This is a genomic window from Pseudomonas sp. BN414, assembly GCF_029871275.1.
Classification (GTDB): domain Bacteria; phylum Pseudomonadota; class Gammaproteobacteria; order Pseudomonadales; family Pseudomonadaceae; genus Metapseudomonas; species Metapseudomonas resinovorans_C.
This window is the reverse complement of record NZ_SSOL01000040.1, coordinates 146820-162037: the sequence shown is the minus strand read 5'-3', so window position 1 is coordinate 162037 and position 15218 is coordinate 146820. Positions and strand designations below refer to the sequence as shown.

The following is a 15218-nucleotide window of genomic DNA, read 5'->3' as shown; positions in this document are numbered from 1 at the left end:
AGGCCGGTAGGTTGCGGCTGAGCGAAGCGAAGCCCAACAGCCTAGCTCAGCATCGCGTTGGGCTTCGCAGAGCTCAGCCCAACCTACAAGAGCACCACCCTGCACGTCCGTGTGCAGGTACAACTCAACTCATTGCGCGGTAGCAGGTTTCAGGCGCACGCCCTCTTCCGCTTGCGGCGGCTCGACGCTCTCGTCCAGAGCGCGACGCACCGCTTCTTCCTCGATCAGGTGGGCCGGCATGCTGCCGTAGTCCTGCACCATCCACTTGAAGAAGCCGTAGATCTTGGTCAGCAGGATCACCAGGAACGGAATCGCGGTCAGCACCACGGCGGTTTTCATGGTGGACAGCGATGCCTTGGCGAACAGCATGGCCAGCGGGATCAGGGTCAGCATCACGCACCAGAACAGGCGGTGGGTCGGAGTCGGGTCCTGGCCTTCCTTGAGGTTGCGGGTGCTGGTGGCTGCCACGGCGTAGGCCGCTGCGTCCATGTGGGAAGCGCAGAACACCGCCATGATGAACAGGTACACCGCCAGGAACACTTTGCCGAAGGGCAGCGAGGTCAGCAGCATTTCCACGGCAGTCTCACCACCCTGCTCGCTGAGGATGCGCGGCACGTCGATGGCGCCGGTGATGAACTGATGCATGCTGTAGCTTTCCAGCGCACCGAAGAAGAACCAGCAGCCCAGACTACCGCCCAGCAGCAGTGCGGCGACCACTTCCTTGATCTTGCGGCCCTTGGATACACGGGTCACGAACATCGCCACGCCCGGCGCGTAGGACACCCACCAGAGCCAGTAGAACACCGTCCAGTTGCGGGTGAAGGCGCCGTCGCCCGCCGGGTCGGTGAACAGGCTCATGTGCACGTAGTTCTGGATCATCAGGCCGATGGCGTTGGCGGTGTTGTTCAGGGTGAACTGGGTCGGGCCGACCAGGAACACCACGCCAGCGAAGGCCAGGGCACCCACGCAAACCATCTTCGACAGGCGCTGCATGCCGCCGTCGATGCCAATGTAGGAGCTCAGGGAGAAGATCACCGCCACGGCGCCGATCACCACCAGCTGGGTGACGAAGGTGTCCGGAATGCCGGTCAGGCCCGCCAAGCCGCGGGTCAGGGTGGAGGCCGTGAGCGCCAGGGAAACGGTCAGCGCGCCGAACATGGTGAGCAGGAAGATCAGGTCAACCAGGCGGCCCACTGGACCATTGGCGCGGAAGCCGGTGACCGCTTCGATGATCGAAGCCAGGCCCAGACCGCTCTTCTTGCGCACGTGGAAGTGATAGGCCAGGGCCAGCGACGACAGCGCATAGAGCGACCAGGCGCTGATACCCCAGTGGAAGAAGGAATAGCTGACGCTGAAGTCCAGCGCTTCGCGGGAGCCGGGAGCGATGTTCAGGCCGGGCGTCTGATAGTAGTAGGCCCACTCCATCACACCCCAGTAGAGGGTCGAGGAGCCCATTCCCGCGCAGATGAACATGAACACCCAGGTCATGTTCGAGTACTCCGGCTTGCCGTTGCCAAGACGGATGTTCCCGTACTTGCTGAAGGCCAGGTACAGCACGGCCAGGGCAGTGCCGAACACGAACAGCTGCACCGTGGTGCCGAAGGTTCGGGTGGAAATCTCGAAGAGCCGGTTGGCCATGGCCTCCGACTCGGCAGGGAAAGCAGCAAGGCCAAACACGGTCAAGGCCACGGCGATCAGGCTCGCCGTGATCAAGAACATGTCTTTCTTATTGTTGTTGGACATCTATTGCTCCTGGAACTGGATAACCCGGCGCTCCCTCAGGCAGGGAAGCTACCGGACTACGCTACTTGTTAATCATTGGTTTACGTTAATCCATTGGTTAACAGCTTGTCCGAAATGCGCTTTTAAAGCAACTCCTGTCGGACAATTTGCAGGCCGCTTGTCACCTGCGGAAAAGCGCCGGCCGCCTCGTTTTCACGGGGCGGCCGGATGAGTCTTACAGTGCGTCAGCGATGGCCTTGCCCACTTCCTGGGTCGAGGCCTTGCCGCCCAGGTCCGGTGTCACAGGACCTTCGGCGATCACCTGTTCGATGGCTTGCAGGATGCCGTCATGGGCCGCCTTGTAGCGCTCGTCGCCATTACCGAGGAAGTCGAGCATCAGCGCGCCAGACCAGATCATCGCGATAGGGTTGGCAATGTTGCGCCCGTAGATGTCCGGGGCCGAACCGTGCACCGGCTCGAACAGCGACGGGAAGGTGCGCTCCGGGTTGAGGTTGGCCGAGGGCGCGATGCCGATGGTGCCAGCACACGCCGGGCCGAGGTCGGAGAGGATGTCGCCGAACAGGTTGGAGGCCACCACCACGTCGAAGCGATCCGGCTGCAGCACGAAGCGCGCGCAGAGGATGTCGATGTGCTGCTTGTCCCACTTGATCTCCGGGTACTTCGCAGCCATCGCGGCCACCCGCTCGTCCCAGTAGGGCATGCTCACCGCCATGCCGTTGGACTTGGTGGCGGCGGTCAGTTGCTTGCGCTCGCGGGTCTGGGCCAGGTCAAAGGCGTACTTGAGGATGCGGTCGACACCACGACGGGTGAACACCGACTCCTGCAGCACGAACTCGTGCTCAGTTCCTTCGAACATGCGACCGCCCAGAGAGGAGTACTCACCCTCGGTGTTCTCGCGGATCACCACGAAGTCGATATCGCCCGGCTCACGGCCGGCCAGCGGGCACGGCACACCGGGGAACAGGCGCACCGGGCGGATGTTCACGTACTGGTCGAAGTCGCGGCGGAACTTCAGCAGCGAGCCCCAGAGAGAGATGTGGTCGGGCACCTTGTCCGGCCAGCCCACGGCGCCGAAATAGAGCGCATCGAAGCCCTTGAGCTGCTCGAACCAGTCGTCCGGCATCATCTTGCCGTGTTGCAGGTAGTAGTCGCAGCTGGCCCATTCGATGGTCTCGAAGGAAAGGTCCAGGCCCCACTTGCGAGCGGCTGCTTCGACGACCCTCAGGCCTTCGGGGAGAACTTCGTTGCCGATGCCGTCGCCGGGAATAGCGGCGATCTTGAATGTCTTGTTCATGCTGGTCGTGCCCTTGGTGAAGGCGCCCTGTTCAGGCGGGGTGATGACCATGCTATAAGGACCTGCAACAAAGATAATCCAGTACTTCATTGATAGATAAGACACGAATCGTGAACAGTCTGCCCAACCTGGAAGACCTCCGCGTCTTCGTCCTCGTCGCCCGCCGTTCCAGCTTCGCCGCCGCCGCCAGCGAGATGGGCACCTCCCCCGCCTTCGTCAGCAAGCGCATCCGTCTGCTGGAGGAAAGCCTCGGCGTGCGCCTGCTGCACCGCACCACCCGTCGCGTGGCGGTGAGCGAGGACGGTGAGCGCGTGTACCGCTGGGCACAGACCATCTTCGATGCGGTGGAACGGATGACCGACGAAGTGTCCGAGCTGCATCAGGAGCCGCGTGGGCAGTTGCGCATCGTCAGCAGCTTCGGTCTTGGACGGCGCCTGGTGGCTCCGGCGTTATCGGCGCTGTCGGAGCGTTATCCGGCGCTGGATATCCGCCTGGACCTGTTCGACCGGCTGGTGGACCTGATCGACGAAGGCTTCGATCTCGACATCCGCATCGGCGACAACATCGCCCCCAACCTGATCGCCAAGCCGCTGGCCGAAAACAGCCGGATTCTCTGTGCCGCCCCTTCCTACCTGGCGCGCCACGGCGAACCCGGCAGCCTGGCTGAGCTGGCCGGTCACGACTGCCTGGTGATCAAGGAGCGCGACCACCCCTTCGGACTCTGGCGCCTGCGCGGGCCGGCCGGCGAGGAGAACGTGAAGGTCACGGGGCCGCTCTCCGCCAACCACGGCGAGATCGTCCATCAGTGGGCCGTGGACGGACGCGGCATTGCCCTGCGCTCCTGGTGGGACGTCAGCGACAGCCTGGAATGCGGGCGCCTTGTGCATGTCCTGCCCGAGTATCGCCAGCCGGCGAACATCTGGGCGGTGTACGCCGCGCCCCTTGCCACCTCGGCCAAGATCCGCGTGACCGTGGAGTTCTTCCGCCAGTATTTCCAGGAGCACCAGGGCCTTTCGTAGGGTGGGTCACGCTTCATCGACCCACCAGCGGAGGTGGCCATTGGCGCCGAATGGTGGATGTAAAAAGCGACATCCACCCTACCCAACTGAATACCAACGCAACGTCTGACACGGAACGGCTCCCTCTCCCCCTGGAGAGGGCTGGGGTGAGGGGCTCGTCCATCGCGAATAAATTCGCCCCCACAAGAAACTTACGTAGGGTGGGCTTCAGCCCACCACGAGTTAGCCCCTTGACCCTGAAGTAACTACAGGGTGTTCACTGCGATCACTTGTCTTCCGCAGGAACGCTCGCCATGAAAACCGAACTGCGCATCGCCATCGACCAGGCCTTCCAGCAGGCCAATCAAGCCCTTGCAGCTCATGAGCCGGAGCGCGCCTGGCCCTGGCTCGAACGCGCGCACATCCTCACGCAACGACTGGCGTTGGCGCACACCCGTAGTCACTGGCTGATGCTGCGCGCCGGCTGGCAACAAGGGGATTACCGGGAGGTACTCGGCCAGGCCCTGCGCATGCCCGCCGCCCTGCTCTTCTCGCGAATCTGGGTTCCGTTGGGCAACACCGGCCGGGCCAGGGTGAGTGCCTTCAAGCCGATGCCCATGGCCGAGGAGCTGCGCCAACTCCTCGGCTGATGGGTCAGGCGGCGCGCTCAGCCACCTTGAAGCTCAGGCACACGCTGGTGCCTTCGTTCTCGCGACTGGTCAGGCTGGCCTTGCCGCCGAATCGCTCCATGATCTGCTTGACCATGATGAGGCCAATGCCAAGACCGCCCTGCTTGGTGGTGTAGAAGGACTTGAAAGCCATCATCTCCTGCTGCCGCGACATACCCTTGCCGGTGTCCCTGATCGTCAGGTGCAGCCAGTGCCCGCCGTTATCGGGCGCCGCAGTGATGCTGAGACGCCCACCACCCGACATTGCCTCAATAGCATTGGCAATTACGCTGTTGAGCACCTGGGCCAGCAGGAGTTGATGGCTGACTACCAGCGGAGTGGCGGTGTCGCTGCATTCGACCTGGATCTGCGACCTGGACAACTGCTGGTCGAAGTTGCCCAGGGTCGCGTGCACCGCTTCCATCGGGTCCACCTGCTCCGAGTCCCCCTGCAGGGGACGCAGGCACAGCAGCAGATCGCGCACCCAGGCAGACATGCGGTCCACCTGGGTGATGATGTCGTCGACGCATTTGCGCGCCGGCGGCCCTTCCATTTCCTGGGCCAGTTCGGCGCTGGAGCGAATCGACGCTAGCGGGTTGCGCAGGCTGTGAGCCACCGCTGACGACATTTCCCCGAGCCCCACGTAGGTACTGTTGGCCACCAGTTGTGCCTGCTGCGCAGCCAAGAGCAGCGAGGCACGCCGCACGATCCAGTACAGGCCGAAGTACATCAGCACGCCGCCGATGACGGTGGCCAGCCAGATCATCCGATAGCCACGGTTGACGCGGTCGATCAGGTCCACCGGCTCCTTGTAGATCTCCACCATGGCCTTCACCTCGCCATTGGCGTCGGTGAGTGGGATGTAGTTCTCGATGAAGAACATCTTCGGCGGACGCAGGAACTTCTGCTCCACCCGACCTTCCTCCACATCCTGGTACTCGGCGGAAATTCGGCCGCCAGACTCGAACGCCTCGTCCAGCGCATCGTCGTCCTCGATGCGCTGTCCCACCAGATCAGGGTTGGTGGACCAGATCACCGTACGATCAGGGGAGAAGATGGTAGCCAGGAGCGAATCCGGCACATGGGACAGGTGATCGAGGAACTCCGAGCGGGCGCGCTCGCGATTCTTCGCGGTGCCATTGGTGAGCATGCCGTAGTGATGGGGCACCAGCACATCACCCATTTCCATGCCTTCCAAGCCGTGGTGGCGCATCTCGCCGAGCGCCAGGGTCTGGATGAACTGCGCCGAAAGCATGGCGTCGCGCTCCAGGCTCTCGCTCACGAGGAACCGTGTCGAAACGGTACCGATACCAATGGCCACCGTACCGATGATCAGCAGGCTGACCAGCGAGAACCAACGCAGGAGATTGAACTGCCCCTCCGGCGAAGCCGCCTCGCTCTGCGCGCCCCAAAACCGCCTTCCCAGCATTGCCGCCACGTCCATCTGGAGTCCCCCAACTCGGATACTCCAGACTTATAGCAGCCTCCAGCAATGCCGTTGAGTCCAGGCGCGACTCGTTTCAGTCGCTGGACAGACAGGGCACCGTTCAGGCACAGCACACGTGATCAATTCACCCAGGCTCCGCTATCGCTCCCACGGCTGAAGCCGTGGGAGCGGACCCGCTCAAGGCAATCTCGGCGTTATGCGGTTTTCCTGCGGAACCGGGAACGGGAAGCCCAACACCGGGAACTTGCCACGTACCCGATTCTGCGCGCCGCAGTTGCGGGTGCAATCAGTGGCTGGTGGCGCCACTTCCACGGCGTCCTCGCCAGTGACCATACCCATCCGCCCACCACTCTCGACCCGCCAGCTGGACAGGCCACCCAACTGGCTGAGGCGCGTGGCGACCTGGGGACTGTCGCGGCCGACGAATCTGGGTGAAAGATCGTTGGCCCAGTTCACCCGCGGCGTTACCGGAACCGGGTAGCACTCCGGCGTGAAATTGGGCGGGGTGCAAAGCGGCAGTACCGGCGGATTGCTGAAGCGCGGGTTGTCGAAATAGAACACGTTGGGCGCCAGCAGGTGAACGATATCGGTGGATGCACCGTCTTCGCGCTCCGGCTCCATCTGGAACACGCCGCCTGCGGCGCAATCCTTGGCCTGGATCTTCATGTTCAGGCCGGGACCGGTGCGCTCCAGCACCAGTGCATCGCCATCGATTTCCACCGACACCGGACCGTTCAGGCTCAGGCCGCGGTGGTTAGGGATCTTGCTGGTATACACCACGGTCGGCGCACCACCCGTCAGGTCTTCCGCATTAGGCGCACCTGTAAAGGTGTAGTTACGGATGCCAAAGGTTGCGGCATCCACCTCGAAAGTGTTGTACAGCCCCACCACCTGGAAGCTGGACCCAACGCCGGCGGCCGGCACACTGGATTCCTGGGCGCCACTGCGGGTGCCGTTGGGAAATACGACGGAATAGCCGCCTCCTTCGCATCCATCGGATTTCGCAGCTTCAGCCTGCCCGCCGAAGATGACGAGTGTCAGGGCGAACAGGGCCTGCATGCCGGGGTTGCGGCACGGGCTTTTCGAATCAAGCCTGCTTGGAATTCCTGGTAACGATGACGCTGATTTCTGGTTCATGAGGACGACCTCCCAGACACGCGCAAATGGGGCATTCGTCCCTGCACGGCTGAGTGCGACCGTCCTGCCACGCCGCCCCGACTGATCCGACCCGCGGTCGGAATTCGAGAACCAAGTGCAGAGCTGACTGGTATGCAAATGCAGCGTTCCGTGTAATTCACGGGGTCTCGGACAAATGGCGTTACATCAAACCCATTTCCTCGACGGAAAGCCGACGCACTTTTTCTGACATGGACTACTGTGAAACTGTCCCCTTGCAGAGGACAACTGGAGTCGCCACGGTCGCCACCTCCCCCCGTAAGTTGACCGCACCGTGGCGGCCTTTTTTTGTCCGGATGGACAGAAATGGGCGTCCTGCCTTCCCTTCAGTGCGGTCTATGCGTTCTGCACGAGCAACTGCACTCCCGTCACCAGCAATCCGGCCCAGGCAACGCGGTAGAACCAGGTGTGGTTGACGCGGCCCTGCAGCCAGATGCCCAGCCACACGCCAGCCACCACGATGGGCGCCAGGGCCAGGCTGGCGGTCAGGCTGGTGGTGGTGAACTGCCCCAGCAGCGCGTAGGGCACCAGCTTGATGGCGTTGGTCAGCAGGAAGAAGCAGTTGACCGTGGCCACGTAGCGCACCTTATCCATACGTTGCGGCAGCAGGTACATCATGATCGGCGGTCCGCCGGCATGGGCGACGAAACTGGTGAAGCCCGCGATTCCGGACAGCAAGGTGCCCTTGCCCAGCTTCGGCATGCTGGCCGCCTGGGTCGCGCTGGCGTTCAGCACGTTGAGCAGGAAGAAGACGATGGCGATACCGCCGATCATCAGCCCGATCAGGCGCTCGCTCAGAAGGCCGAAGCTCAGGGTGCCGACCAGCACGCCCAGCAGCGCACCGGGCAGCATGATCTTCAGGTTGTGCAGGTCCCACTTGCCGTAGAAGCGGCGCAGGCCGGTGATATCCGCCATGCAGAGGATGGGCAGCATGATCGCCGCCGCCTGGGTCGGAGGCATCATCAGGGCCAGCAACGGCACCGCGATGCCGCCCAGCGCGCCACCGAAGCCGCCTTTGGAGATGCCCGTCAGCAGGACAGCGGGAATTCCCAGGAGAAACAGTTCGGTGAATGACATCGGGGGACGGCCTTCAGGATTGGAAAATACGAAGCGCAGCATTATGGCGATCATTTCAGCCGTCGCCGACGCTCGCTTGCGTGAAACGGGCGGTGAACGAACGTCCTGCCTTTTCAGCCCCTCCTAAAGAACTCAGTCCCCTCCTCGCCCCACTTTCTATCGCATACGACCGTCCGTCCAGAAGGCTGCCTCACCCCCATTGACGCCATCTGACTTGTGCGTGACTATTCATCCATCGCATGCGATCTACTCTTATGCGACTAACAGTTAAGACCCTGTCTTCATGCACACCAAACATTGAGGTACCCCCCATGAGCAAGATCGAAAAAGTACTGTTCACCGGCAAGACCCACACCACCGTCGCCCACCGCGAAGGCGCTGCACGCAGCGATCACGGCCGCCTGGACATCAAACTCTCTGCCCTGCGCGGCGGCAGCGCGGATTCGGGCATCCAGTTCGACGCCACCCAGCCCCATCCCACTGCGGAGCAACTGTTCGCAGGTGCCTGGTCGGCCTGCTACATCGCCGCCATCGGCCTGGTGGCCCAGCAGCGTAAAGTGGAACTGCCAAAAGACCTGGCAGTGGAGATCGAGGTGGACCTGGGCATGACCGGCAACGCCTACTTCATCCAGGCGCGCTTCAACGTCACCGCTCCGGGCCTGCCGTACGAAGTCGCCGAAGCCATCGCCAAGGAAGCCCACGAGGTCTGCCCGTACTCCAAAGCCACCCACGGCAATATCGATGTCGCACTGAATGTGGTCGTGGATTGATTCGCCTTTAGCCCGCGCAAAAAGAAACGCCCCGGTCAAAAGCCGGGGCGTTTTCAATGGTGGCTGCTAACGCGCGTCTTCCAACGCTCCGCGCCACGCCCTCCCCCTGTAGGAGCGAGCTCTGCTCGCGAACAGCCCGAGCCCTGTCCGTGGCTCAGTTGGCCTCACGGCCCTCCGCTGCCTCGAAGATCGCGAGAAGATCACGCAACGTACTGTCCAGGTAACGCCCCGCCCGGTAGTCCGGCTTCATCGCCTCGCCACCGGCAATGACGTCCTGGGGCTTCTCGACGAAGCGGCCGACCAACCGAAACTCGGCATCCAGCACCGCCACCAGGGGAATAGGGACGCGGTCGATTTCCAGGCGCGAGAGCAGATCGTCTTCGGCACGGCCCTTGGTGATGACCGCCAGCTCGACGTTCGGCTGGACGCGTTGCAGGTAGTCCATGACCGTGACGTTGATCTGGCAATCCGGACACCACATTTCGCCAGCCACCAAGAGGTGGTAGCGGCCCTGGATGGCTTGCAGCCGCTGCACAGTCTCGTCGCTGATGACGCCAGGGTTGGCGAGTTTGCGCTGCACGGTCTGCACCGCTGCGATTTCCGTCGGCAGTCCGTGGCCGACGAACGCGTCGAAGCGCTCACCAATGGAGAAGAGTTCTTCGTAGGAGGCCATGGCGGGTTCCTCGATCAAGGGGATGAAGATGGCACCGGATCGGCGATGGCGGGCCGCGTCAGCCCTGTTGCTGGCGCAACTGGGTGAACAGGGCCTCGACCTTTTCGCGCGCCCAGGGCGTCTTGCGCAAGAAGGCAAGGCTGGACTTGATGCTGGGGTTGTTCTTGAAGCAGCGGATATCGATGCGGCTGGCCAGCCCGTCCCAGCCATAGTGGGCCACCAGTTCGTTCAGTAGCTTTTCCAGCGTGATGCCATGTAGCGGGTCGTTCGAGGTCTTGGTCATGGCCTGCCCTGGGCGGTGATCGGTCAAGAAGGCGAGCAGCTTAGAGCAGCAGCCGGAACCAGGCTACAGCGCGCACGCCAGTTTCCGGGCAACGTCTATGCTTGCTCTCCCATACAACAACGAGCTGACCCAGAAGCCATACCAGGGAAAGGTCAGGAATCACAGGGAGGAAGGGTGATGAAAGGCGGACAATACGAAGATCTACTCGGAACCTTGCAAGCACGCTTCGAAGCGAACATGGATCGACACCAGGAAATCGAATGGTCCGCGGTTCAAGCCAGGCTGGAATGCCAGCCTGAAAAACTGCGCGTCCTGGCCGAGATGGAGCGAACCGGCGGCGAGCCGGATGTGGTGTTCCATGATTTGGAAAACGATGCCTACGTGTTCGTCGACTGCTCCGCGGAGACTCCTGCCGGGCGCAGGAGCTTGTGCTATGACCGGGAGAGTCTGGATGCCAGAAAGGAAAACAAGCCTACCGGCTGCGCCCTCGACATGGCCGCCGCGATCGGCATCGAGATCCTGACGGAGCAGCAGTATCGGGCTTTGCAGGAGCGGGGTTGTTTCGATAGCAAGACCTCCAGCTGGATACAGACCCCGGCCGCCATCCGCAAGCTCGGCGGCGCCCTCTTTTGCGACCGTCGCTACGACGCTGTGTTCGTCTATCACAACGGTGCGCAGTCTTATTACGCAGCCAGGGGGTTCCGTGGTGCACTGAGTATCCCGCGTTCGGTCTCGCGCTGATCGGAAGCGCCAGCCTGGCTCGGGGCTGCACCTTGCGGAACAACGCGGCCCGTGTCGGCCGCTAAACCATCGTCAGCATCATGAACAACCCGATCATCAGCAGCATCGAAGCCCCCAGCGCGGCGCCCGTGCGTACATGGTTCCAGCGGGTCCATTGCTCCAGATAGATACGCCAGTACACCAACGACTCCAGGCTCCCGGCGTCCAGCCTCGCCAGGGCATTGTTGCGCGGCACATTGCACACCAGCGTCACACCGACGTTGCCCACCAGGTACAGCAGGCTGCCGGTGAGCAGGAAGAACGTTCCCGACACCTCCCAATGCAGGAAGGCGTAGAGCATGAGCAAGGCGCAGGCCGCCGTGGTGCCCAGGAAGGTGGAAAGGAAAATGCGGTTGAGCACGGTCCGGTTGATGGCCTGCATGGCGGAGATGCCGGCCTCCGGTGCGATGAGTTCCAGCGCTCGCATGACGAAGTTGGAGAAGGCGAAGAACAGTCCGCCCATGAGGCCACAGGCGATACTGGTGAAGAATGCGAGCACGAAGGCCAGGTCATCGATAAAGGGCATGGGTTTGCGTCTCCGAACTCCATTCATTCGCGGCGGTTTTCCGGAGCCCTTCCTGGCTCCGGCTTCCAGATGCACCTGGAATCGATAAAGGCATAGTCCAGCAACGCGGGGATGACCAGTTTCCGCCCACTCGTCGCCCATCTGGCTGGACCTCTTCGCCCCATGCATGCTGAATGGATGCCGGGAACCGCTGCCGTCCGGTCCAAACGAGACTGCCGAGGACACAAGCATGGTCGAGGAGAACGAATCGAACCGGCATCTGCGCGAAGTTCGCCAGTCGCCGATCTTCCGCTGGGCCCAGGGACTGCAATGGTTCGGGGTCGTGATGTTCCTGCTCGCGGTTGGCCTGGCGATGTTCAGCGAAGTGACGTCCACCCCGGGCGGCGTCACCCTGGTCGCGGTGTTCGGCATGCTCGGCCTGCTGTCCCTGGTGCCCGCGCGCTTCATCCTCACCGTGTACCTGATGAGCCCGGCGAAGAAGACCGCAAAGCACCAGGTGCGTAGCTGACCGCTCGTCCCGGTACCGGAACGGGGCGCAGCTCCAGCCGGTCAAGCTTCAAACCAACACGGGAGGAAACCCGCTATGGACAACCAATGGCAGATCCACGGTCCGGCGTACGAACAGAACGTGCATGGACTGGAGCGGGCCGGCTCCATCGTCGGTGGCCTGTTGATGGCCCGGCGTGGCTTCCGGCGCGGTGGTTTGCTGGGCGTCTGGGACATCGGACTCGGGGCCGCGCTGTTGCTGCGTGGGCTCACCGGTCACTGCTACGTGCGGGAAATTCTGCACGACCGCCGCGAAGCGCTGCACCAGCTCCGGATCGACCTGCAACGTCTGCAGCGGGCGGCTGACAAACTCACCCGGGAAGTCCCCGGCAATACCTGATCAACGCACAGGCTTGCAGGTCAGCTGGGTGCCGTACCACTCCACCTTGGCTTCGCCCTGGTGCTCCCAGAAATCGACGCCGTCATTGCTGTAGCGGGCGCCGCTGGCGGTCCGTTGGCTGATGGCGATGACCTGGTCGCCCCCATAGGTGAGGACGGCGGCGTTAGGTTCCACGTTGTTGTAGAAGCTCGCCGCAAAGGGCTTGCTGTTGTCACCGCAGGCGAACTCCACCGCCTTCGGTGCCGTCGCTCCGCCGGACTGGATCTGCAACTCCACCAGCCGGCTCTGGTAGCTGAGCGTCAGGCACTGGTTCTGGTCACCGGCCTTCCAGCAATCATCGCGCCCCTTGAGCCAACCGCGCTGTTCGGCGCGAAGGCGCTTCTGGGTCGCCGCGTCGGTGGCGGCCAGGGTCTTCTTGTAGGCATCGGCCATCTGCCGGTCGAGTGCGCTCAGGTCGGCGCTCTTGCAGACCTGCTGCTCGATGCCCTGGGCCTTCGCGCAGTCGAAAGACGGGCCGGCGTCGGCCATGGCGAGTGGGCTCGTGGCGCTCAGCGCCAGAATCAGTCCTTTTGCGGGGATCATGTCGGTCTCCAATCCTTCCGTGGGCGTCTGGAGACGAAGTTAAGACCAAAGCGACGGAGATGTCGCAAGTCATCCGGTTCCTGCGGTGGATTGGGGCTGATCGCTCCTCTTGTGGGGGCGAATTCATTCGCTGAGGACTGCGCAGCAGTCCCCGTAGGCCGCAGGGCAGACCTGCGGTCTGCATCGCGATTGAAATCGCCCCCACAGAGGCGGCTAAACCTCGCCGTAGAGCTTGTCGCTCACCAGCATGTGTCCCGGCGCGTGGGTGATGTAGAACTCCGGCTCGGCTTCGGCCAGCACCGCCTGCGGGGTAACGCCACAGGCCCAGAACAGCGGGATTTCATCGGCATGCACCGGCACCGCGTCGCCGTAATCCGGAGCGGCGATGTCGGCAATGCCAATCAGGGACGGGTCGCCGATGTGCACCGGCGCGCCATGGGTCATCGGGAAACGCGCGGTGATTTCGATCGCGCGCACGGCATCGGCGGCCTTCATCGGGCGCATGGAAACCACCGTCTTGCCCGCCAGGCGCCCGGCCGGATGAGTGTCGATGGCGGTGCGGTACATGGCGACATTGCGCCCCATCTCGATGTGACGAAGCTGAATGCCGGCGTCCAGCAGGGGCTGCTCGAAGGAGAAGGAGCAGCCGATGGCGAAGGCGACGAAATCCGCCTCCCAGAGCTCGCCGATGTCGGTCACCTCCTCGAATCCGCGCCCGCGACGATGAACGCGGTAACGCGGCACATCGCTGCGCACGTCGACATCCACACCGAGCTTCTCGAAGTACGGAGAGCCCGGTTCGGTCACGTCCAGCAACGGGCAGGAACGCGGATTGAGCACGCAGAAGCGGAGGAATTCGTCGGCCCAGGATTTCTGCAGGATCACGATGTTGGCCTGCAGATGGCGCTGGCCCAGGCCACTGGTGTGACCGCTGTAGTCGCCACGGCGGATCAGGCGGCGCAGCTCACTAGGAGGAAGTTGGGCGAGTTGTTGCGAGGTCATGGGGCCAGCTCCGGTTATTGTTCTGCGCGTTTTGTAGGGGCACGGTGGCCAGGCCGTCCAACAAGAATTTTCCGGGACCGGGCATCGGGAAAATTGAACATCCACGTTGGCAGAACCTGAACCCAGCGCCGCACCATGCTCCATCGTAGGGTGCGCCGGCTGGTGTCAGAGGCCGCGCGGGCGTCCTTCTCCCTTCTTCAGCTCGGCCGGAACGAAGCGCTCCTTGCCGACGTTCTCGGCGTAGTTCGCCACCACCGACTTGCTCACATCCACCACCTGGTCCACCAGTTCCAGGCCAGTGCCGCCGCGCCAGGACACCACCAGCGGCAGGATCGGCGGCATCGGCCCGACGCGCAGGATGGTCAGCTCGCCGCGCTCCAGTTCCTGGGCCACCAGCGCTGGAGGCAAGGCGCCGATGCCGAAGCCGTCGCGCAGCAGGCGGGTCATGGCCGCAACCGAGTTCACGCAACTCAGGTGTGGCGTCGTCACGCCATTGGCGTGCAGCAGGCCGAGCACATCCTGATGCGGCCGCGAGTGCTTGGAGAAGGTGACGATGCGCTCGCGGGCCAATTCGGCCAGGGAGGCGTAGTCGCGGTGGTAGATGGAACCGGTGGATACGATCCAGCACAGCGGGTAGCCGCCCAGTTCGAGGTTGAGCACCGACTCGTGGCGCAGCGGATCGGTCTGGAAAATCAGGTCCAGGTAACCCTTCTGCAACTGCTCGGAGAGGTTGCGCGCGGTGTCGGCCATCAGCTCGATCTCCACCGCCGGATACAGCTCGTTCAGCTTCGATACCAGGGGGCTCAGCCAGGTATGGATCACCGTATCCATGGCGCCGATGCGGATGCGTCCCTGGGTGGCGGCGCTGGTGTCGATGGCCTGCCGCAGGGCGTGCATGGTGTCCATCATCTGCTCGGCGTACTCCAGCACCTTGTGCCCCTCCGGCGTGAGCGTCACGCCACGGGAGTCGCGCACGAACAGCTTCACGCCCAGTTCATCCTCCAGTACGGCAATACGGCTGGAAATGGACGCCTGCGTGCTGAACAGCTTCTCGGCGGTCAGGCGAAAGCTTTTCAGGCGGGCGACCCAGACGAAGGTTTCAAGGAACTTCAGGTTCATGGCGATTACCGGCAAGCAAGGTCTCAAACGCAGCAAGGGCGAAAAGATACAGTAGATTCAAGCACTTCCTGTACCACGCAATCTCCGGTACGACGAACGCCTCCTGCGCACGACGCGAACGGCCTCGATCCTGGCGCCACTGATCGGGTATCGGAATTTCTTATCCCCGGCGGCCGCTTTAATTAGTTGGACGA

General features: G+C 62.9%; 17 protein-coding genes. 6 read left to right on the top strand and 11 right to left on the bottom strand.

The window, feature by feature from the left end:
* Positions 1–129: 129 nt before the first annotated feature.
* On the bottom strand, positions 130–1743 hold the full coding sequence (locus E8E95_RS07140; RefSeq protein WP_280349192.1) for a BCCT family transporter: 1614 nt from the start codon (positions 1741–1743) through the stop codon (positions 130–132).
* A gap of 214 nt (positions 1744–1957) precedes the next feature.
* The gene (locus E8E95_RS07135) at positions 1958–3037 is read right to left on the bottom strand and encodes a tartrate dehydrogenase (RefSeq protein WP_280349280.1); all 1080 of its coding nucleotides are present in this window, start codon (positions 3035–3037) and stop codon (positions 1958–1960) included.
* A 110-nt stretch (positions 3038–3147) separates the two neighbouring features.
* Here E8E95_RS07135 and E8E95_RS07130 point away from each other — a divergent pair, with 110 nt between their 5' ends.
* Together E8E95_RS07130 and E8E95_RS07125 are read left to right on the top strand one after the other, a co-directional pair.
* Positions 3148–4056: a LysR substrate-binding domain-containing protein gene (locus tag E8E95_RS07130; RefSeq protein WP_280349191.1), complete on the top strand. Its 909-nt coding sequence runs from the start codon at positions 3148–3150 to the stop codon at positions 4054–4056.
* A 293-nt stretch (positions 4057–4349) separates the two neighbouring features.
* Complete coding sequence (locus E8E95_RS07125; protein WP_280349190.1) at positions 4350–4685, top strand: DUF3703 domain-containing protein; 336 nt, start codon at positions 4350–4352, stop codon at positions 4683–4685.
* Between the two features lie 4 nt (positions 4686–4689).
* On the opposite strand, the gene E8E95_RS07120 is transcribed toward E8E95_RS07125, so the two are convergent.
* The 3 genes from E8E95_RS07120 to E8E95_RS07110 form a co-directional block, all read right to left on the bottom strand.
* The gene (locus E8E95_RS07120; RefSeq protein ID WP_280349189.1) at positions 4690–6132 is read right to left on the bottom strand and encodes a HAMP domain-containing sensor histidine kinase; all 1443 of its coding nucleotides are present in this window, start codon (positions 6130–6132) and stop codon (positions 4690–4692) included.
* Positions 6133–6327: 195 nt separating this feature from the next.
* On the bottom strand, positions 6328–7209 hold the full coding sequence (locus E8E95_RS07115; RefSeq protein WP_280349188.1) for a hypothetical protein: 882 nt from the start codon (positions 7207–7209) through the stop codon (positions 6328–6330).
* Between the two features lie 453 nt (positions 7210–7662).
* Positions 7663–8403 carry a sulfite exporter TauE/SafE family protein gene (locus E8E95_RS07110; RefSeq protein WP_280349187.1) on the bottom strand — a complete coding sequence of 247 codons (741 nt, stop codon included), beginning with the start codon at positions 8401–8403 and terminating at the stop codon, positions 7663–7665.
* Between the two features lie 311 nt (positions 8404–8714).
* On the opposite strand from E8E95_RS07110, the gene E8E95_RS07105 reads away from it, so the two are divergent.
* Positions 8715–9173: an Ohr family peroxiredoxin gene (locus E8E95_RS07105; RefSeq protein WP_280349186.1), complete on the top strand. Its 459-nt coding sequence runs from the start codon at positions 8715–8717 to the stop codon at positions 9171–9173.
* 154 nt (positions 9174–9327) lie between these two features.
* Here the strand turns inward: E8E95_RS07105 and E8E95_RS07100 are convergent, their stop codons facing one another.
* Together E8E95_RS07100 and E8E95_RS07095 are read right to left on the bottom strand one after the other, a co-directional pair.
* On the bottom strand, positions 9328–9846 hold the full coding sequence (locus E8E95_RS07100) for a thioredoxin family protein (protein WP_280349185.1): 519 nt from the start codon (positions 9844–9846) through the stop codon (positions 9328–9330).
* Between the two features lie 58 nt (positions 9847–9904).
* On the bottom strand, positions 9905–10129 hold the full coding sequence (locus tag E8E95_RS07095) for a VF530 family protein (RefSeq protein WP_280349184.1): 225 nt from the start codon (positions 10127–10129) through the stop codon (positions 9905–9907).
* A gap of 177 nt (positions 10130–10306) precedes the next feature.
* Between E8E95_RS07095 and E8E95_RS07090 the strand changes: the two genes are divergently transcribed.
* On the top strand, positions 10307–10870 hold the full coding sequence (locus E8E95_RS07090) for a DUF4256 domain-containing protein (protein ID WP_280349183.1): 564 nt from the start codon (positions 10307–10309) through the stop codon (positions 10868–10870).
* A 61-nt stretch (positions 10871–10931) separates the two neighbouring features.
* On the opposite strand, the gene E8E95_RS07085 is transcribed toward E8E95_RS07090, so the two are convergent.
* Positions 10932–11435, bottom strand: coding sequence for an anthrone oxygenase family protein (locus E8E95_RS07085; protein WP_280349182.1), 504 nt, complete (start codon positions 11433–11435; stop codon positions 10932–10934).
* 229 nt (positions 11436–11664) lie between these two features.
* On the opposite strand from E8E95_RS07085, the gene E8E95_RS07080 reads away from it, so the two are divergent.
* The gene (locus tag E8E95_RS07080; protein ID WP_280349181.1) at positions 11665–11943 is read left to right on the top strand and encodes a hypothetical protein; all 279 of its coding nucleotides are present in this window, start codon (positions 11665–11667) and stop codon (positions 11941–11943) included.
* Between the two features lie 75 nt (positions 11944–12018).
* Positions 12019–12321: a YgaP-like transmembrane domain gene (locus E8E95_RS07075; RefSeq protein WP_179059178.1), complete on the top strand. Its 303-nt coding sequence runs from the start codon at positions 12019–12021 to the stop codon at positions 12319–12321.
* Here E8E95_RS07075 and E8E95_RS07070 read toward each other — a convergent pair whose 3' ends face one another.
* The 3 genes from E8E95_RS07070 to E8E95_RS07060 all read right to left on the bottom strand — a co-directional run bounded on the left by E8E95_RS07070 (position 12322) and on the right by E8E95_RS07060 (position 15024).
* Positions 12322–12903: an MliC family protein gene (locus tag E8E95_RS07070; protein WP_280349180.1), complete on the bottom strand. Its 582-nt coding sequence runs from the start codon at positions 12901–12903 to the stop codon at positions 12322–12324.
* 213 nt (positions 12904–13116) lie between these two features.
* Positions 13117–13905, bottom strand: coding sequence for a putative hydro-lyase (locus E8E95_RS07065; protein WP_280349179.1), 789 nt, complete (start codon positions 13903–13905; stop codon positions 13117–13119).
* Positions 13906–14070: 165 nt separating this feature from the next.
* The gene (locus E8E95_RS07060; protein WP_280349178.1) at positions 14071–15024 is read right to left on the bottom strand and encodes a LysR family transcriptional regulator; all 954 of its coding nucleotides are present in this window, start codon (positions 15022–15024) and stop codon (positions 14071–14073) included.
* Between the last annotated feature and the right edge of the window lie 194 nt (positions 15025–15218).